The following is an 18,356-nucleotide window of genomic DNA, read 5'->3' as shown; positions in this document are numbered from 1 at the left end:
GCGGGGCTGTACCTTTTGCGAGTCCGTGGGAAGGCGTAAGGTTGCCAGCCTACCAAAGCTTGTTACATCGGAGGTCGCATGTACTGGACGGAATTCCTCACCGTCGCCCTGATCCACCTGCTGGCTGTGGCCAGCCCCGGACCGGATTTCGCCATCGTGGTACGCGAGAGCGTGGCCCACGGGCGCCGCGCCGGTACCTGGACCGCGCTGGGGGTAGGCACCGGCATCTTCGTGCATGTGGCCTATTCGCTGCTGGGCATCGGCCTGATCGTGTCCCAGTCGATCATGCTGTTCAACGCGCTGAAGTGGGCGGCGGCAGCCTATCTGCTGTACATCGGCATCAAGGCCTTGCGGGCCAAGCCGGCTGACCCCGTTGCCGCCGAGGCCGCGCTCATGGCCGGCGAACGCAGCCCGCGCGGAGCCTTCGTTACCGGCTTCGTCACCAATGGCCTGAATCCCAAGGCGACGCTGTTCTTCCTGTCGCTGTTCACCGTGGTCATCAACCCGCACACGCCGCTGGCGATCCAGGCCGGCTACGGCGTCTACCTGGCCTTCGCCACCGCAGCCTGGTTCAGCCTCGTGGCGCTGCTGTTCAGCCAGCGCCGGGTGCGCGCCGGCTTCGCGCGCATGGGGCACTGGTTCGACCGGCTGATGGGGACGGTGCTGGTGGGGTTGGGCGTGAAGCTGGCCTTTACCGAGCTGAAGTGATTCCGCATCTGGCGGTCCTTCGGCCCGCTTGGCGAATGAATTTTCTTTTCTGTAGGAGCGAGCTTGCTCGCGAAAGAGCGTGCTCGGACGGTTCGCGAGCAAGCTCGCTCCTACAAGTCGGGTCAGGAGCCAGGCTTTTATTCCTTCTCCAGCGCGGCCAGCTGCCCCAGGCTGGCCACATATTCCCTCGGATTCTTGCCCAGCAGGCGCCGGAACATGGCGCTGAAGGCACGGCCGCTGCCGTAACCCAGATCGACGGCCACTTTCTGCACGCTCTGGCCTGACAACAGGCGGGGCAGTGCCTCGGTCAGTCGCAGCTGCTGGCGCCAGTCGTTGAAGCTCATGCCCAGCTCTCGGGCGAACAGCCGGGCCAGGGTGCGGCTGCTGGCGCCGACTTCCAGCCCCCAGTCTTCCAGCGTGCGGTCCTGTTCCGGCGCCTTCAGCAGGGCCAGGCAGATGGCACGCAGGCGCCGGTCCTCCGGCACTGGCAGGTGCAGGGGCATATGCTCCAAGGCGGCGATTTCGTGGAGCACCAGCCGTTGCACCAGGAGCCTGTGTTCGGCGGCGTCCATCTCTTCCAGTTGAACGGCGCGCAGGATCAGTTCCCGCAGCAGCGGTGAGACCGCCAGCACGCAGCAACCATCGAGGGAGACGGGGGCTGCCCCGGCATCGATGAACAGGGTGCGCATCTGCACCTGCCCGGCCATGAAGATCTGGTGCTCCACGCCCGGCGGAATCCACACCGCCTGGGTCGGCGGTATCACCCAGGCGCCGGCCGCGGTAACCAGGCGCATCAGGCCGCGTGCGGCGTAGAGGAACTGCGCTTCGTCATGGCGGTGAAGTTCGACATGGGCACCGTCCTGATAGTCGCGCGCGACTGCGCTCAGGCGGCCTTGTTGGTGGAGTCTGATCAGCATGTCCGATTCGATGACTTCTATGGCCGGTTGCTTTGTTGTGGACAATCTAGCATGACCCTTCCTCCCATAAGAACGTCGCCGTCATGAATCGCCCCCGCACCGTTATCCGCTTCATCAACGCCGCCCATGTGATCGACCACATGTTCATGCTCATCTTCCCGGCTGCCGTGCTCGGCATGGGGCGTGACTTCGGACTTGCCTACGGCGAGCTGATCGGCCTGTCGCTCGGCGGATTCATCGCCTTCGGTGCGTGCTCGCTACCTGCCGGGTGGTTGGGTGATCGCTGGAGCCGGCGGCAGATGATGCTGCTGTTCTTCCTGGGGATTGGGACCGCGGCCATCTTCACGGGTCTGAGTACCTCGGTTTCGGCCCTGGTGGCGGGCCTTACCCTGGTCGGGGTGTTCGCCGCCATCTATCACCCGGTGGGCACGGCGATGCTGGTGGCCCATGCGGAGAATCGCGGACGGGAGATCGGCGTCAACGGCATGTGGGGCAATCTGGGCGTGGCCTTTGCGGCGTTGCTGACCGGCTTTCTTACGGCGCGCTTCGGCTGGCGCGTGGCATTCATCCTGCCGGGCGCTGTGGCCATCCTGTTGGGCTGCTGGTTCGCCTGGTGCGTGAAGGACGAAGCCCCACCGGCCCTCGCCGCCGGAGCCAAGCGCACGGGGAGCGGCATGCGCGTGTCGATGCCGCTGGTATTCGGCGTGCTGGCTCTGGTCACCGCCACGGGTGGAGTGGTGTTCAACGCGTCCACCGTGACCTATCCCAAGCTGTTCCAGGAGCGTCTGCATGACCTCTTCGCTGCACCGGAAACCCTCGGCCTGGTGGTCAGCCTGGCCTATGCCTTCGGCGCCATCGCGCAGTTGCTGATCGGCCGGGTAATCGACCATGTCAGCCTGAAAGTGCCCTTCGTCCTGCTGACCCTCTGCCAGGCACCGCTTTTGCTGGCGATGGCCTGGGCTGACGGCTGGGTGGTGATCCTGCTGGGCGCGGCCTTCATGTTCGTGGTGTTCGGCCAGGTGACGGTGAACGATTCGATGGTGGCCAACTTCGTCGCCCCGCAGTGGCAGGCCCGGGTGTTCGCGCTGCGCTACTTCGTTTCCTTCGGCGCCAGCGCGGCGGCAATCCCGATGATCGCGTTCATCGAACCGAGGGAGGGCCTGACGGGCTTGTACCTGGTGCTGGTCGGGTTTGCCGTGCTGACCTTCGCGGCAGCGCTGGTGTTTCCGAGGACACCGGCGCATGTGCCGAAGGTCGTGGCAGCCTGACGCTTCCCTCACCCCCGGCCCCTCTCCCAGAGGGAGAGGGGTCGCTCGCGCCTGAAACTTCGAGAGATTCTGCCGTTCATCAATGGCCTGGATATGCGACGGGACCAAGGCGCGCTCGGAGTGTCGACCCCCTCTCCCTGAGGGAGAGGGTTGGGGTGAGGGGGCGATGTAGCTGCGCGGCTCGGTGCATCTACTGGAGATGGCGGCCTTGCGTGTCCATCGCGCGGTGATGGTCCATAAAAAAAGCGCAGCCAAAGCTGCGCTTTTTTCTTCCAGCAATCGCTCTTACAGCAGCTCGATCGCCACCGCAGTCGCTTCACCGCCGCCGATGCACAGCGAGGCGATGCCGCGCTTGCCGCCCTTGTTACGCAGGGCGTTGATCAGGGTGATGATGATGCGCGAGCCGGTGGAGCCCACCGGGTGGCCCTGGGCGCAGGCGCCGCCGTAGACGTTGACCTTGGCATGGTCCAGGCCGTGCTCGCGCATGGCCAGCATGGTCACCATGGCGAAGGCTTCGTTGATCTCGAACAGGTCCACGTCGTCCTTGTTCCAGCCGGTCTTCTTGAACAGGTTGGTCATGGCGCCGATGGGGGCGAGGGTGAACTCGGCCGGGTCCTGGCTCTGGGTCGCGTGGCCGACGATCTTGGCCAGCGGCTTGAGGCCACGGCGTTGGGCTTCTTCGGCAGTCATCAGGACCAGTGCGCTGGCGCCATCGGAAATGGAGCTGGCGTTGGCGGCGGTGATGGTGCCGTCCTTGCGGAAGGCGGGTTTCAGGCCGGGGATCTTGTCGAGATTGGCGGTCAGCGGTTGCTCGTCGTCCTTGACCACGACCTCACCCTTACGGGTGGTGACGGTCACCGGAACGATTTCGGCGGCCAGGGAACCATCGGCGATGGCGGCCTGGGCACGCTTGAGGGATTCGATGGCGTAGGCGTCCATCTCTTCACGGGTGACGCTGTACTTGTCGGCGGTTTCCTGGGCGAACGAGCCCATCAGGCGGCCGGTGCGGGCATCTTCCAGGCCATCGAGGAACATGTGGTCCTTGATTTCGCCGTGGCCCATGCGCAGGCCGGTGCGGGCCTTTTCCAGCACGTAGGGGGCGTTGGACATGCTTTCCATGCCGCCGGCCACCATCACCGAGTTGCTGCCGGCCTTGAGCAGGTCGTGGGCCAGCATCACGGCCTTCATGCCGGAGCCGCAGAGCTTGTTGATGGTGGTGCAACCGGTGGCGGCGGGCAGGCCGGCGTTCAGGGCCGCCTGGCGGGCCGGGCCCTGCTTGAGGCCGGCGGGCAGCACGTTGCCCATGATCACTTCCTGCACGTCGGCCGGCTGGATGCCGGCGCGGCTGACGGCCTCGCGTATGGCCAGCGCTCCAAGGTCCACGGCGGAAACGCCGGACAGGCTGCCCTGGAAGCCGCCCATGGGAGTACGGGCGCCACTGACGATAACGATATCGGACATCTCGAACCTACCTATCTGGATAACTGGCCGCGACCGGCCGGAGCCTCGAATTCTATCTCGTGACCAGAAAGCTAAAAAGAGTCACCCATCAAATCACTCTTTTGACTGATTTGCGGCTGGCCGATGCGACCTAAAGTCGAGAACAACCAAAAAGTCCTCAACCTCGCCAGGTGTGCCTCATGCTTCAGACCCGCGTCATCAAGCCCGCCGAAAACGCCTACGTCTATCCCCTGCTGATCAAGCGCCTGCTGATGTCCGGCAGCCGCTACGAGAAGACCCGCGAGATCGTCTACCGCGACCGTATCCGCTACAGCTACGCGACCTTCAACGAGCGCGTCGCGCGCCTGGCCAACGTGCTCACCGAGGCGGGTGTGAAGGCCGGCGATACCGTTGCCGTGATGGATTGGGACAGCCACCGCTACCTGGAATGCATGTTCGCCATCCCGATGATTGGCGCGGTGTTGCACACCATCAACATCCGCCTTTCGCCGGACCAGATCCTCTACACCATGAACCACGCCGACGACCGCTTCGTGCTGGTCAACAGCGAGTTCCTGCCGATCTTCAACGCCATCGGCAGCCAGCTGACCACGGTTGAAAAGACCCTGCTGCTCACCGACGGCAGCGACCACGACGCCGACCTGCCGAACCTGGTAGGCGAGTACGAGACCCTGCTGGCCGCCGCGAGCCCGAAGTACGACTTCCCCGACTTCGATGAGAACTCGGTCGCCACCACCTTCTACACCACCGGCACCACCGGCAATCCCAAGGGCGTCTACTTCACCCATCGCCAGCTGGTGCTGCACACCCTGTCCATGGCTTCCACCATCGGCGCGCTGGACAGCATCCGCCTGATGGGCACCGATGATGTCTACATGCCCATCACCCCGATGTTCCACGTGCATGCCTGGGGCGTGCCCTACGTGGCCACCATGCTCGGGGTGAAGCAGGTGTATCCCGGCCGCTACGAGCCGGACATGCTCTGCAAGCTGATCCGCGAAGAGAAGGTCACCTTCTCCCACTGCGTACCGACCATCCTGCAAATGGTGATGAATGCGCCCACTGCCCAGGGATACGACTTCGGCGGCTTGAAGCTGATCATCGGCGGCAGCGCGCTGAATCGCACCCTGTACGAAACCGCGAAGTCCCGTGGCATCCAGCTCACCGCCGCCTACGGCATGTCCGAGACCTGCCCGCTGATCTCGGTGGCGCACCTCAACGAAGAATTGCTGGCCGGCAGCGAGGATGAGCGCATCACCTACCGCATCAAGGCTGGTGTGCCGGTCCCGCTGGTCGAAGCGGCCATCATGGATGCCGAGGGCCAGTTCCAGCCGGTGGACGGCGAATCCCAGGGTGAGCTGGTGCTGCGTGCGCCCTGGCTGACCTACGGCTATTTCAACGAAGCACAGAAGAGCGAGGAGCTCTGGGAACACGGCTGGCTGCACACCGGCGACGTGGCCACGCTGGACGGCATGGGCTACATCGATATCCGTGACCGCATCAAGGACGTGATCAAGACCGGCGGCGAGTGGATCTCTTCCCTGGAGCTGGAAGACCTGATCAGTCGTCACCCGGCGGTACGTGAAGTGGCCGTGGTGGGCGTACCCGATCCGCAGTGGGGTGAACGTCCGTTCGCCCTCGTGGTGGTTCGTGACAATCAGGCCCTCGACGCCAAGGTTCTGAAGGAACACCTCAAGCCGTTCGTTGAGCAAGGTCACATCAATAAGTGGGCTATTCCCAGCCAGATCGCCGTTGTTACTGAAATTCCCAAGACCAGCGTGGGCAAACTGGACAAGAAACGCATTCGTGTCGACATCGCCCAATGGCAGGCCGCCGGAAGCACTTTCCTGTCCGCACTCTGACCGTTCGTCTCCCGTTCCTGAGAAGCCCAGGCCGCGCCTTGCGCGGCCTGGGCTTTTTCTTGCCCCGCCAACCAAGCAAACGCTTGGCTTGTTAATTGCTGCGTTCCGACAATTACTGGCTATCTTTCCTACCGAAGGATCGGACTAGTCCGTCGGAAGGTGCGAGCCAGAGTGCCTGGGGGTTCCAAATCACACTTTCGAGGGATCAAGCGCTAATACCCGCTGGCTATAGTCCGCAACCATCAATAACAAAAAACACATGGAGTAGCGTCGATGACAACAACCACAACGTTCTGGCGCCTGGCGAAATTGCCATTGGCCGTCAGCCTCGCTTCCACGCTTGCAGCTCCGGCATTCGGCGTGACGTTCAACATCGGTGAAATCGAAGGTCAGTTCGACTCTTCGCTGTCCGTGGGGGCCAGCTGGTCGATGCGGGGGGCCGACAAGGACCTGATCGGCGTGAACAACGGTGGGGACGGCCTGTCCCAGACCTCCGACGACTCCCACCTGAACTTCAAGAAGGGCGAGACCTTCTCGAAGATCTTCAAGGGCATCCATGACCTCGAACTGAAATACGGCGACACCGGCGTCTTCGTTCGTGGCAAGTACTGGTACGACTTCGAGCTGAAGGACGAGAGCCGTCTGTTCAAGGACATCGACGACAGCAACCGTAAGGAAGGCGCCAAGTCTTCTGGCGCCGAACTGCTCGACGCCTTCGTCTACCACAACTACAACATCGCCGATCTGCCGGGCAGCGTGCGTCTGGGCAAGCAGGTGGTGAGCTGGGGTGAAAGCACCTTCATCGGCAACAGCATCAACTCCATCAACCCGGTAGACGTGTCCGCATTCCGTCGTCCGGGCGCCGAGATCAAGGAAGGCCTGATCCCGGTGAACATGTTCTATGTGTCCCAGAGCCTGACCGACAACCTGTCCGCCGAGGCCTTCTACCAGCTCGAGTGGGACCAGACCGTCGTCGACAACTGCGGCACCTTCTTCGCCCAGCCGGACGTGATCGCCGACGGCTGCGACCAGAACCTGGCGGTGCTGCGTACCCAGCAAGGGCTGAACAATGCCCTGCAGGCTGCCGGTCTGCCGGCCGCCGCGCGCAACAACGTCATCAACACCCTGCAAGCCCGTGGCGTGCAGTGGGGCAACCCGGACGAGGGCGCCATCGTCAAGCGTGGTCCGGACCGCGATGCCCGCGATGACGGTCAATGGGGTACCGCCTTCCGCTACTTCGCCGAGGAACTGGATACCGAGTTCGGCCTGTACTTCATGAACTACCACAGCCGCAACCCGTACTTCAGCGGTCGTGGCGGACCGGCCGCAGCCTACTCGCCCACCGCACTGGGTCAGGCGCTGGGCGGCGCGCTCGTCGGTACCATTCCGGGTGCTGCGATTCCGGGCACGGTCAATGCCCTGGTACCGCAACTGCTGCCGCTGGTCGTTGCCGGCAACAGCGAGTACTACGTCGAGTACCCGGAAGACATCCGCCTCTATGGCCTGAGCTTCTCCACCACCCTGCCCACCGGTACCGCCTGGAGCGGTGAGGTCAGCTACCGTCCCAACCTGCCGGTACAGCTGAACACCACCGACATCCTGTTCTCCGGCCTGAGCCCGCTGAACCCGAACGTATCGGTACTCTCCGGTCGCCCGAACACCGACCAGCCCGGCTACCGCCGCAAGGAAGTCACCCAGTTCCAGACCACCTTCACTCACTTCTTCGACCAGGTCATGGGCGCCAGCCGTCTGACCCTGGTGGGCGAAGTTGGTGTCGTTCACGTGGGTGGCCTGGAGCACACGACCGAAGCGCGCTATGGCCGTGATCCGGTATATGGCCCCGGTCCGCTGCCGGCTGGTCAGTGCCGTGCGCTCAACCTGAGCACCCTGGGTAGCCCCACTGCCGAAAACCTCACCAAGTACTGCGAGGACGACGGTTTCGTCACCACGACCGCGTGGGGCTATCGCGCCCGTGCCGTGTGGGACTACAACGACGTGTTTGCCGGTATCAACCTGAAGCCCAGCATCGCCTGGTCCCATGACGTGGACGGCTACGGCCCGAACGGCGTGTTCAACGAAGGCAACAAGGCCGTGAGCCTGGGCCTGGATGCCGAATACCAGAACACCTACACCGCTAGCCTTGCCTACACCGACTTCTTCGGCGGCACGTACAACACCTCGATCGATCGCGATTTCCTCGCGCTCAGCTTCGGCGTGAACTTCTAAGCGGTCTGGAAATTTGAGGAAGACGATGAAAATGAAAACAACAAAGAGTCTGCTGCAAACCGGCGTTCTGGCGCTGTCCATGCTGGCCACTGGTGTCATGGCTGCGGTATCCGCCGATGAAGCGGCCAAGCTGGGTTCCACCCTGACCCCGCTGGGCGCGGAAAAGGCCGGCAACGCCGATGGTTCCATCCCCGAGTGGACCGGCGGCCTGCCGAAGAATGCCGGCAACGCCGATGGCCGTGGTTTCCTGTCGGACCCCTTCGCCAGTGAGCAGCCGCTGTTCACCATCACCGCGCAGAACGTCGATCAATACAAAGACAAGCTGACCCCCGGCCAGCTGGCGATGTTCAAGCGCTACCCCGACACCTACAAGATGCCGGTGTTCAAGACTCACCGTTCGGCCACCGTTCCGGCGGACGTGCTCGAGGCCACCCAGTACAACGCCACCCACACCAAGCTGGTGGAAGGCGGCAACGGCCTGGAAGACTTCCGCACCGCCAACCCCTTCCCGATTCCGCAGAACGGCCTGGAAGCGATCTGGAACCACATCACCCGCTATCGCGGCGGCAGCGTGCGTCGTCTGGTGACCCAGGCCACCCCGCAGCCGAACGGCTCCTACAGCCTGGTGTACTTCCAGGACGAGTTCACCTTCCGCGACAAGCTGAAGGACTACGACGCCAGCAAGCCGAGCAACGTGCTGTTCTACTTCAAGCAGCGTGTGACGGCTCCGTCCCGCCTGGCCGGTAACGTGCTGCTGGTGCACGAGACCCTCAACCAGGTGAAGGAGCCGCGCCTGGCCTGGCTCTACAACGCCGGTCAACGTCGCGTGCGCCGCGCACCGCAGGTGTCCTACGACGGTCCGGGTACCGCCGCCGACGGTCTGCGTACGTCCGACAACTTCGACATGTACAACGGTGCGCCGGACCGCTACGACTGGAAGCTGGAAGGCAAGAAGGAGATCTACATCCCATACAACAGCTACAAGCTGGATGGCCCGAACCTGAAGTACGCCGACATCATCAAGGCCGGCCACATCAACCAGGACCTGACCCGCTACGAGCTGCACCGCGTATGGCATGTAGTGGCCACCCTGAAGCCGGGCGAGCGCCACATCTACGCCAAGCGTGACTTCTACATCGACGAAGACACCTGGCAGGCCGCCGCCATCGACCATTACGACGGTCGCGGCACCCTGTGGCGTGTAGCCGAGGCCCATTCCCAGTACTACTACAACCACCAGGTGCCGTGGTACACGCTGGAAAGCCTCTACGACCTGCTGTCCGGCCGCTATCTGGCGCTGGGCATGAAAAACGAAGAGAAGCAGTCCTACGACTTCGGCTACACCGCTGGCGAAAGCGATTACACCCCGGCGGCCCTGCGCCAGGCGGGCGTTCGCTGATAGCTGCAACACCCTGTTGCGAAGCCGGCCTCCGGGCCGGCTTTTTCTTGTCTGTACTTCCTTCCCGGTGGGGCTTCTATTGGCTTCCCCGAACAGCTAGGCTCGTTCGAGCTCGCTCCCCCGCACGTACAACATTCCTAGAAGCTGGGTGATGACCGTACTGACCAGTTCGCGCTCCATTTCGTCGACCGCTGCCATCGTGGCGGACGCACGCTTTTTCCGCCCGCCGCGTCCTGCCGGCCATGTCCCGCGTCCGCGCCTCTGCGAGCGGCTTGCCGCCGGCCTCGACGGCCGCCTGCTGATGCTCAGCGCCCCGGCCGGCTTCGGCAAAAGCTCCCTGGCCATCGAATTCTGCGAAGACCTGCCCGAAGGCTGGCAAAGCCTCTGGCTCAGCTTGAGCCGGCGCGATAGCGATCCGGGGCGTTTCCTCGAACGCCTGCTGGATGGCCTGCGCCAGTTCTATCCGGGCCTGGGTGACGAGGCCATGGGGCACCTGAAGATGCGCCAGCGCCACCAGCCCTTCGCCTTCGAGCAATGGCTGGATGGCCTGCTCGACGAAGTCGCCGAGCGCCTGGATGCCAACCAGCCACTGCTGCTGGTGCTGGACGACTATCACCTGGCGCAGAACGCAGTGCTCGACCGCTGCCTGCAATTCCTCCTCAACCACCTGCCCGATGGCTGGGTACTGCTGGTCACCAGTCGCCAGCGCCCGGACTGGCACCTGGCGCGCTTGCGTCTGTCGCGTCACCTGCTGGAACTCAACGAACAGGACCTGCGCCTCACCGAGGAGGAGTGCCTGGCGCTGCTGACCAGCCAGGGCGCCAAGCTGGACGGCGACGACCTCGAAGGCCTGCTGCAACGCAGTGAAGGCTGGGTCGCGGGTCTGCGCTTGTGGCTGCTCGCCGGCCAGGAAGCGCCGGCCGTCGCGGGGGGGGAGCAAGCCGCCCATGGCGATGAAAGCCTGATTCGCGAATACCTGCTGGAGGAAGTCATCGAGCGCCAGCCGCCCGAAGTACAGGGCTTCCTGTTCGAGACCGCCCGCTTCGAGCGCTTCTGCGCGGAACTCTGCGATGCCGTGCGTGAAAGCCACGACAGCGCCTCGATCCTTCGCCACCTGCAGGCTCACCAGGTGTTCCTGGTGCCGCTGGATGAGCAGGGCCAATGGTTCCGCTACCACCACCTGTTCTCCGACTTGTTGCGGACTCGCGGAACCCCGAGCCTGACGCCTTCCGGCATGCACTTGCGCGCCTGCCGCTGGTTCAGCGCACGCGGGCTGCTGGATGAAGCGGTGGAACAGGCCTTGCGCGCCGGCCAGCCCGATGTGGCGGCCTCGCTGGTGCAGAACCTGTCCGAAGAGCAGCTGCTGGCCAACCAGAACATCGCCATGCTGCTGCGCTGGAAGATGGACTTGCCTGACAGCCTGCTGTCCAGTACGCCGCGCCTGATCGTGCTCTACAGCCTGGCCCTGGGCCTGGCCTGCCAGCTGGATGCCGCAGAAGAACTGGCCGGCAATCTGGCGCGCTTCCTGCCAGCACCGGACGCCGCGCAACAACGCAGCCTGCTGGTGCAATGGCAGGCAATCAACGGGCTGATCGCCCGTGGCCGTGGCGACATCGAGCGCGCGGAGAATTCCTGTACCGAGGCCCTGACCGCGTTGTCGCCGGAAAACTACGGCCAGCGTCATCTCTGCCTGTCCCTGCTGGGCAACATCGCCCTGGTGCGCGGCGATCTCTGGCGCGCCCGTGGCCTCAATCGAGAAGCGCTGGAAATGGCCCAGCGCGGCGCCAATCCGCTGTTCGAGTCACTGGTCCATTACGACCGTGCCCGCGTCCTGCAGGTGCGGGGCGAAACGCTGCGGGCCCAGGCCGAAGTGCAAAAGGGCCTGGAGCGCCTACGTGGTGTGGACGTCCCACGGGCCTGTGTGGCCAGGGCACGGCTGATGCTCTACCAGGGCTTCCTGCTGTGCATGCGCATGGAGCATCAGGCCGCGCGCGTCAGCCTGCAGTCGGGCATCGCCGAAGCCCGTGCCTGCCGCGATATCAGCCTGTTGATCGGGCACTGCGCCCTCGCCGCTCTCGAAGGGCGCGAAGGGCGTTTCGCCGCCGCGTTCGCGCAACTGGCCGAGGCTGAGCGGCTGATGCACATCTGGGACGTCCCGCCGGTGTATTACCTGGCGATGATCACCCTGTCCAAATGCGAACTCTGGCTGGCGCAGGGGCAGCTCGAACTGGCGGAAGCCTGGCTGCCGCGCCTCGAAGAAACCTATGCGGGCGAACAGGCGGCCGCGGCGCCGGAGTTCCACCCGTTGCTACCGCTCTGCATCGAGCAGCAATCGGCTGCGTTGTGCCGGGCGCAAGGCAAGGCTGCCGAAGCAGAGACACGGCTCCGGGCCTTGCTGGAGAAGTCCGAAAGCCAGGGAATCATGCATGTGGCGTTGGGGGCTCGCCTGCAACTGGTGAGCCTGCTGCGCTCCAGTCGCGAGCGAGAAGCGGCGGCCTTGCTCGATCGTGCCCTGGAAACCCTGCAAAGCGGTGCCCTGCTGCCTTATCGGGAATTGCTGGAACAGCATCCGCAGTGGTTGCGTGAGCAACTGGCGACCCGCTCGCCGGACACAGTGCGGGAGTTGCTCGACCTGCTGCCGGGTGCCGAGGTTGTGCTTCCGGTGGATGCCGGTGCCGCCGAGGCATTGAGTTCGCGGGAACTGGCGGTGCTGCAACTGATCGCCCAGGGCTGCTCCAACCAGGAGATCAGCGAGCGCCTGTTCATTTCCCTGCATACGGTGAAAAGCCACGCCCGCCACATCAACAGCAAGCTTGGCGTGGAGCGCCGTACCCAGGCGGTGGCCCGGGCCAAGGCGCTCGGTCTACTGCGCTGAGGCCGCTGGCGGTACCGAGAGGTCGAGTGCCGGCCCGGCCGGTTTTGTCGGAACGGGCTTGGCCAACTGGGCATCCACGTCCTGCTGGATGCTGACCAGCACCGGCAGCAGGTCGGCCATGTTCGCGCGCACCTCATCGTATCGATGCTTCTCCGCCAACTCGGCCACCCGCGCCAGCAGTTGCCCACGCACATCCGCCGGCAAGTGCACGAACAGCTCCGGCAATTGCTTGGCCAGTTCGGCGCTGTAGAGCACCAGGTCCTCACGATTGAACTGGCGAGTCAGGCCCAGGTAGTCCAGCGCGCTGGAAGCCAGCATGGCGGCGGCGGCCTTGGTTTCCTGCAGGCCCTGAAGGCGAATCTGGCTGGTCTGTTCCTTCTCGGAAAGCGTCATCCAGAACTCCACCGTAAGGGTGAAGAGGATGGCCTGTTGGCGCAGGGAATAGGTCATCAGGCCCAGCGCCTCGGCACCGTAGGGTTGTTGTGCGGCCTTGAAGTCGAAGTACAGGCGCATCAGCTCCTTGAGCTGGAAGAGCACTTCGCGCGCCTCGTTCTGCCGCAGCTCCAGTGGCGCGTAGATGTTCAACTGCGGCTTGAAGTTCGCCTCGCTGACCATGCGCGTGTAGATGGGACCGGTGAACTCGCCGCTGCGCCGCGGCAGGGCGTTGACCTGGGTGGTATCGATTTTCTGCAGGGCCTGGATCAACTGGTGGTAGTCGGCGCTGGACCAGGGGCGCTGGATGTCCGGGATCTTCTGCCCCAGGTAGAAAAGCTCGGCGGCCGGCGCGCGCAGGGCGAAAACCAGCAAAAGGATGGCCAGCGGCCAGAGCAGGGGGCGTGATAGCGTCATCGATCTGGACAATCCTGCGGGGAAGGGCCGGCCAAGAGTAGCGAGGCCGCAATGCGCCGTCACCCGCGCCTTGGTTGGGGAAGCGGGCTGATGGAAACGAGCGAGCAGGGCGCCGTACGCGCGGTGTTCGAGGACCTGGGCGGTTTCAATGCCGTGCGCCAGCAGGGCGAAGGCGAAGGGCCGCTGGTGGGGCACCTGCTGCGGGCCAATATCCAGCTGGCGGCGATCCCGGTGTTCGCCCGCAAGGGCATTGCCGAAACCACGGTGAACGACCTGCTGGACGCCGCCCAGGTGTCCCGGCGGACGTTCTACAAGTACTTCGCGAACAAGATGGATGTGCTGGAAAGCATCTACCGCACGGCCGTCGTCCTGCTGCTGGCGCGCTTTCGCGAGATGCAGGGCGATGCCGGCAGCGCCGACGCCTGGCTGCGCGGCATGGTGGCGCGGTTCTTCGACTACCACCTCGCCGTTGGCCCCATCATCCGCCTGATGCAGGAAGAAGCCCTGCGCGCCGATTCTCCCCTCGCCAGCCATCGCCAGCGTGCCCACGAGGAAATGGGCCGCCTGCTCGCCGAACGCCTGCATGGCGAAGGCGAAGCGCGTGATCCGCTGACCTATCGTGCGCTGATCTGGGCGATGGAGGCGGCCTCCCTGGAACTGCTCGCCAGCGCCGCCTCCGCCAGCGGGATCGAGCGGGCCAAGACGGTACTGGGGGATCTGCTGATCGCCGCGCTGCGCCCACGCACGGCTTAGCGCAACGGACACATCCTAGGTTGGGCGCGGTCATCGGGGCCGCGTGCTGTGATAGGCCTTCGACAACAACAATCACGAGGTGCCCCCGCATGTCCGCATCCAGCTTGCCGCTGTCGCCGCCGCTAGCCGCCGGTTTCGCCCGCCTGGGTTTCGGCTCCCTGCCGCTCGACCGCCTCAAGGCGCGCTATGCCAGCGCCGACAGCGGTTCGCGTTTCATCGAGCTGGATGGTTTCAACGTCCACTACCGTGACGAGGGCAGTCGCGACAAACCGGCCCTGGTGATGATTCATGGTGTGGTGGCTTCCCTGCACACCTGGGACGGTTGGGTCGAGGCCTTCGCCCCGCATTACCGCATCATTCGCTTCGACGTGCCGGGCTTCGGTCTCACCGGGCCCAAGCGCGGCGGCGACTACTCGGCCGAACGCATGATCGGCATCCTCGGCCTGCTGCTGGATTACCTGGGCGTGACCAGGGCCTCCATTGCCGGGAACTCCCTGGGCGGCTACATCGCCTGGAACTTCGCCCTGACCCAGCCGCAACGCGTCGACAAACTGGTGCTGATCGACCCGGCCGGCTACCAGATGCGCAAGGTGCCCTGGATGATCGCCTCCGCCGCGCTTCCCGGTGCCACCCTGGCCATGCCGCTGTGGATGCCGAGGGCACTGATCGCCCAGGGCATCAAGGAGGTCTACGGCGAACCGGGTCGGATCAAGCCGGGCGTGGTGGACCGTTACTACGACCTGAGCCGCCGCCCCGGTAACCGCCGGGCAATGATGGACATCTTCCGGGTGCTGCTGAAGGTCAACCAGGAGGAGCTGGACGGTACCGGCGAGCGCGTGGCACAGATCAAGGCGCCGACCCTGCTGCTGTGGGGCGAGAAGGATCGCTGGATTTCGCCGAAGCACGTGCCGCTGTGGCAGCGCGATCTACCGGGCATCCAGGTGAAGACCTATCCGGGCGTGGGGCATGTCCCCATGGAAGAGATTCCGCAGCAGAGCGCGGCGGATGCGATGCGGTTCTTGTTGGGGTGATATCTGCGCGGCGCTCTTCTTCCCTCACCCCAACCCTCTCCCAAAGGGAGAGGGGGCCGTCCGCGCAAGTGGTAGGTCCTGAGTCACCCCTCGCCCTCTGGGGCGAAGAGACACGTTTTTGGAAGCACCGCTTCCGGTGTCGATGAGCGACTGAGCGCGAAGCGATCAAGCCGGGGCGCAGGGCGGGGGCCGGGGGTGAGGGTTGCATCAGCCACTTCAGATTCTCCCGCAGAAACAAAACGGCCCCGAAGGGCCGTTTTTCATATCCACACATCACTCAAGCCGCACTCGCCTGCGCCACATCGAACTCTTCCCGCGTCTTGTACAGCAGGTCCAGGTTGTCGTGCTGCCAGGGGTGGAAACCTTTCTTGAAGAAGTCCAGATAGGTGCGCACCAGCGGACGGAAAATGCCATTGCGGCCCCACATCCAGTTCAGCCCGTCGCGCCAGACGCGCCAGTTCCACAGCAGGCCGTCGCGCTTGAGCATGTGGGCCAGACCGCGGGTGGTGTCGAGGACGAAGAAGAAAGTGCCCATCACCATCGCCCGGCGCAGCAGGCGGTGGCTGCCGCAGACCTGGTTGTACACGTCGAAGGCCACTGCCTTGTGCTCGGTTTCCTCCAGCGCATGCCAGCGCCAGAGGCGGGCCATCACCGGGTGGGCGCCGGCCATGTATTCGGGGTTCTTCAACAGGCCATCGGCCATGATCGCGGTGATGTGTTCCAGGGCTGCGGTGGCGGCCAGTTGGCGGCGCGCGGAGAACTTCTTCTGGGTGAAGCGGATGCGCGCCTGGGCGCGACGCTCGATGGCGCCGATGTCGTAGCCGAGGTCGCGCAGGCGGTTGCTGTATTCCAGATGCTCGCGGCTGTGGTGGCCTTCCTGGCCGATGAAGCCGCGGATCTGCTCCTTCAGGACCGGGTCGTCGATCTCGTCGCGGAACAGGCGCACCGAGTCGATGAAGAAACGTTCGCCATCCGGGAAGAGCACCGACATCGCATCGAACAGGTGGCTCTTGAAGGCGTCGCCGCTGTGCCAGTGGCGGGGCAGCGGATCGGGAAACTCGAAATCCATGTGGCGCGGACGGATAACCAATCCTTCGGGTGTGGTGCTGGCCATGGGGGCTCCTTGAGGCTGTATGGACCATGGTCCCAATATCCGCTTGCCGGGTTTTGTAGGACAAGGTTATCTTCTGCCAACCTTCGGGTCATATCCGGCCACAACCAGAACAAGACGCCTATATGAAGCAACCGCTGACCTTCTCCGCCGAACTGGTTCCCGTCGCCTACGCCGAGTCCTTGCTGGGATTGGCGGAAGAACTGGGTGTGACACGCGAGGCGCTGCTGAGCGGCGCTCGGGTCCGGCCGGAACTGCTCGGCAATCCCAATGGCCGCCTGTCGTTCCTCGATTTCAACCAGCTTGCCGGCACCGCCCTGCAGTTGTGCGGCGAGCCGGCCCTCGGTCTGCTGCTGGGCCAGCGCCTCAACGTATCTACCCACGGAATCCTCGGGTACGCGGTGCTCTCCAGCGCCAACCTCGGTCGTGCCTTGCAGTTCGCCCTGAAGTACTACCGCGTGCTGGGCCTGGCTTACGAGCTGGAACTGGCGGAGCAGGGCGATTGCCTGCAACTGCGGGCCATCGAATCCTTCCCGATGGGCCCGCTGGGACGATTCGCCGGAGAGGGGTTGCTGGCCAGCTTCTTCAGCATTGCGCGCTTCCTGTTGGGGGAAGAGTTGCGCGGGCAGCAGGTGGGGTTTGCCCATCCAGCGCCGCCCTATGCCGCACGTTATGCAGAGGTATTCGGTGTCGCGGTGCAGTTCGAGCAGTCCTGCCACTGGCTAAGCCTGCCCAAGAACTACCTGGAACGGCCCATGGCCCTGGCCAACCCGGCCACGGTGCAGATGTGCGAACAGCAGTGCGAGGCGTTGCTGGCCACTCTGGATGTGCAGGATGCGCTGCTGACTCGCGTGCGCCGCCTGCTCATGGCCCGGCCCGGCGACTTCCCGGACCTCGACGGCGCTGCCCGCGCCCTGCATACCAGCGGCCGCAGCCTGCGTCGGCACCTGGCGGCCATGGGCACCAGTTATCAACAGGTGCTGGACGAAGTGCGCAAGGGCCTTGCGCTGCAATACCTCAGCACGACGCATTTGCCGCTGTTCGAAATCGCCGGCCTGCTGGGCTTCAACGACCCCTCCAACTTCCGCCGGGCTTTCAAGAAATGGACGGGCAGGGTGCCAGGCGATTATCGTGCCGGGCCGTGATGCCCATTCCCCGAGCGCCGCAGAGCGCACCGCCGTACCGGAGATGCCCGATGACCCAGCCCACCGCCCTGATCCGCGAAACCTTCCCCGTCGGCCCCTTGCAGTGCAACTGCACCCTGATCGGTGACCCGATCAGCAAGAAAGCCATCGTCGTCGATCCGGGTGGCAACCATGAGCAGATCCTGGCGCGCCTGGAGGCCCATGGCCTGAAGCTGGTCAGCATCATCCACACGCATGCGCACCTTGATCACTTCCTTGCCTCCGGCGAACTGAAGAAAGCCACCGGCGCGACCCTGCACCTGCACAAGGAAGACCAGTTCCTCTGGGACAACCTGGAAATGCAGTGCCGCATGTTCGGCGTGCCCTACAAGCCGGTTCCGGCGCCCGACCAGTGGCTGGCCGACGATGAGGAACTCGCCTGTGGTTGCGGTGTTGCCCTCCACACGCCAGGACACACACCGGGCTCCATGAGTTTCTGGTTCCCGGAGGCCAAGCTGCTGATCGCCGGTGACACCCTGTTCCGTCGGGGCATTGGCCGTACCGATCTGTGGGGCGGCGACTACGGCACCATCGAGCGTTCGATCAAGCAGCGCCTCTACAGCCTGGACGAGGACGCCACCGTGGTAACCGGTCATGGTCCGGACACCCGCCTGGGCGACGAGATGCGCGAGAATCCGTTCGTGCGGGCGTGATCCACGGAATTTTTACGCGTTCTAATGTCTAATTGCCCGCAGCCACACCGGCTAAAAGA

Annotated in this window: 14 protein-coding genes; 10 read left to right on the top strand and 4 right to left on the bottom strand. The window is 64.4% G+C overall.

The genetic code is table 11. From position 1 onward, the window contains the following. Positions 1–78: 78 nt before the first annotated feature. Positions 79–708, top strand: a complete 630-nt coding sequence (locus DM872_RS16515; RefSeq protein ID WP_179060494.1) for a LysE family translocator — start codon at positions 79–81, stop codon at positions 706–708. A gap of 137 nt (positions 709–845) precedes the next feature. Here DM872_RS16515 and DM872_RS16510 read toward each other — a convergent pair whose 3' ends face one another. After that, positions 846–1,625, bottom strand: a complete 780-nt coding sequence (locus DM872_RS16510) for an AraC family transcriptional regulator (protein ID WP_179060493.1) — start codon at positions 1,623–1,625, stop codon at positions 846–848. Positions 1,626–1,708: 83 nt separating this feature from the next. Here DM872_RS16510 and DM872_RS16505 point away from each other — a divergent pair, with 83 nt between their 5' ends. After that, entirely contained in the window at positions 1,709–2,893 is a 1,185-nt protein-coding gene (locus tag DM872_RS16505) for an MFS transporter (protein WP_179060492.1), read from the top strand. 285 nt (positions 2,894–3,178) lie between these two features. Here DM872_RS16505 and DM872_RS16500 read toward each other — a convergent pair whose 3' ends face one another. After that, complete coding sequence (locus DM872_RS16500) at positions 3,179–4,354, bottom strand: thiolase family protein (RefSeq protein ID WP_179060491.1); 1,176 nt, start codon at positions 4,352–4,354, stop codon at positions 3,179–3,181. Between the two features lie 179 nt (positions 4,355–4,533). Here DM872_RS16500 and DM872_RS16495 point away from each other — a divergent pair, with 179 nt between their 5' ends. The 4 genes from DM872_RS16495 (at position 4,534) to DM872_RS16480 (ending at position 12,716) form a co-directional block, all read left to right on the top strand. Beyond that, positions 4,534–6,216 carry a fatty acid--CoA ligase gene (locus DM872_RS16495; RefSeq protein WP_179060490.1) on the top strand — a complete coding sequence of 561 codons (1,683 nt, stop codon included), beginning with the start codon at positions 4,534–4,536 and terminating at the stop codon, positions 6,214–6,216. A gap of 273 nt (positions 6,217–6,489) precedes the next feature. Next, positions 6,490–8,442, top strand: coding sequence for a DUF1302 domain-containing protein (locus DM872_RS16490; protein ID WP_179060489.1), 1,953 nt, complete (start codon positions 6,490–6,492; stop codon positions 8,440–8,442). 31 nt (positions 8,443–8,473) lie between these two features. Continuing rightward, positions 8,474–9,841, top strand: a complete 1,368-nt coding sequence (locus DM872_RS16485; RefSeq protein WP_179060488.1) for a DUF1329 domain-containing protein — start codon at positions 8,474–8,476, stop codon at positions 9,839–9,841. 151 nt (positions 9,842–9,992) lie between these two features. Further along, positions 9,993–12,716: a LuxR C-terminal-related transcriptional regulator gene (locus tag DM872_RS16480; protein ID WP_179060487.1), complete on the top strand. Its 2,724-nt coding sequence runs from the start codon at positions 9,993–9,995 to the stop codon at positions 12,714–12,716. Here the strand turns inward: DM872_RS16480 and DM872_RS16475 are convergent. Further along, complete coding sequence (locus tag DM872_RS16475) at positions 12,705–13,565, bottom strand: hypothetical protein (RefSeq protein WP_179060486.1); 861 nt, start codon at positions 13,563–13,565, stop codon at positions 12,705–12,707. The genes DM872_RS16480 and DM872_RS16475 overlap by 12 nt on opposite strands. 90 nt (positions 13,566–13,655) lie before the next feature. Here DM872_RS16475 and DM872_RS16470 point away from each other — a divergent pair, with 90 nt between their 5' ends. Continuing rightward, entirely contained in the window at positions 13,656–14,318 is a 663-nt protein-coding gene (locus DM872_RS16470; protein WP_179060485.1) for a TetR/AcrR family transcriptional regulator, read from the top strand. A gap of 89 nt (positions 14,319–14,407) precedes the next feature. Beyond that, positions 14,408–15,349 (top strand): alpha/beta fold hydrolase, encoded by a 942-nt coding sequence (locus DM872_RS16465; protein ID WP_179060484.1) that lies wholly within the window; start codon positions 14,408–14,410, stop codon positions 15,347–15,349. A gap of 277 nt (positions 15,350–15,626) precedes the next feature. Here DM872_RS16465 and DM872_RS16460 read toward each other — a convergent pair whose 3' ends face one another. Then, positions 15,627–16,463, bottom strand: coding sequence for a metal-dependent hydrolase (locus DM872_RS16460; protein ID WP_179060483.1), 837 nt, complete (start codon positions 16,461–16,463; stop codon positions 15,627–15,629). A gap of 122 nt (positions 16,464–16,585) precedes the next feature. Between DM872_RS16460 and DM872_RS16455 the strand changes: the two genes are divergently transcribed. Beyond that, positions 16,586–17,605, top strand: a complete 1,020-nt coding sequence (locus DM872_RS16455) for an AraC family transcriptional regulator (protein WP_179060482.1) — start codon at positions 16,586–16,588, stop codon at positions 17,603–17,605. 50 nt (positions 17,606–17,655) lie between these two features. Next, entirely contained in the window at positions 17,656–18,297 is a 642-nt protein-coding gene (locus DM872_RS16450; RefSeq protein ID WP_179060481.1) for an MBL fold metallo-hydrolase, read from the top strand. Positions 18,298–18,356 lie beyond the last annotated feature (59 nt).

The sequence above is a fragment of the Pseudomonas taiwanensis genome (assembly GCF_013393345.1).
In the GTDB taxonomy this organism is placed as follows: Bacteria; Pseudomonadota; Gammaproteobacteria; order Pseudomonadales; family Pseudomonadaceae; genus Metapseudomonas; species Metapseudomonas resinovorans_C.
The sequence above is the reverse complement of the archived record's forward strand: the minus strand, read 5'-3'. Positions and strand labels throughout refer to the sequence as shown.

Coding starts and splice junctions, on each gene's coding strand:
- DM872_RS16490 (WP_179060489.1), top strand. CDS start 6,490: ATGACAACAACCACAACGTTCTGGCGCCTGGCGAAATTGCCATTGGCC.
- DM872_RS16500 (WP_179060491.1), bottom strand. CDS start 4,354: ATGTCCGATATCGTTATCGTCAGTGGCGCCCGTACTCCCATGGGCGGC.
- DM872_RS16450 (WP_179060481.1), top strand. CDS start 17,656: ATGACCCAGCCCACCGCCCTGATCCGCGAAACCTTCCCCGTCGGCCCC.
- DM872_RS16510 (WP_179060493.1), bottom strand. CDS start 1,625: ATGCTGATCAGACTCCACCAACAAGGCCGCCTGAGCGCAGTCGCGCGC.
- DM872_RS16470 (WP_179060485.1), top strand. CDS start 13,656: ATGGAAACGAGCGAGCAGGGCGCCGTACGCGCGGTGTTCGAGGACCTG.
- DM872_RS16455 (WP_179060482.1), top strand. CDS start 16,586: ATGAAGCAACCGCTGACCTTCTCCGCCGAACTGGTTCCCGTCGCCTAC.
- DM872_RS16465 (WP_179060484.1), top strand. CDS start 14,408: ATGTCCGCATCCAGCTTGCCGCTGTCGCCGCCGCTAGCCGCCGGTTTC.
- DM872_RS16495 (WP_179060490.1), top strand. CDS start 4,534: ATGCTTCAGACCCGCGTCATCAAGCCCGCCGAAAACGCCTACGTCTAT.
- DM872_RS16475 (WP_179060486.1), bottom strand. CDS start 13,565: ATGACGCTATCACGCCCCCTGCTCTGGCCGCTGGCCATCCTTTTGCTG.
- DM872_RS16460 (WP_179060483.1), bottom strand. CDS start 16,463: ATGGCCAGCACCACACCCGAAGGATTGGTTATCCGTCCGCGCCACATG.
- DM872_RS16485 (WP_179060488.1), top strand. CDS start 8,474: ATGAAAACAACAAAGAGTCTGCTGCAAACCGGCGTTCTGGCGCTGTCC.
- DM872_RS16505 (WP_179060492.1), top strand. CDS start 1,709: ATGAATCGCCCCCGCACCGTTATCCGCTTCATCAACGCCGCCCATGTG.
- DM872_RS16515 (WP_179060494.1), top strand. CDS start 79: ATGTACTGGACGGAATTCCTCACCGTCGCCCTGATCCACCTGCTGGCT.
- DM872_RS16480 (WP_179060487.1), top strand. CDS start 9,993: ATGACCGTACTGACCAGTTCGCGCTCCATTTCGTCGACCGCTGCCATC.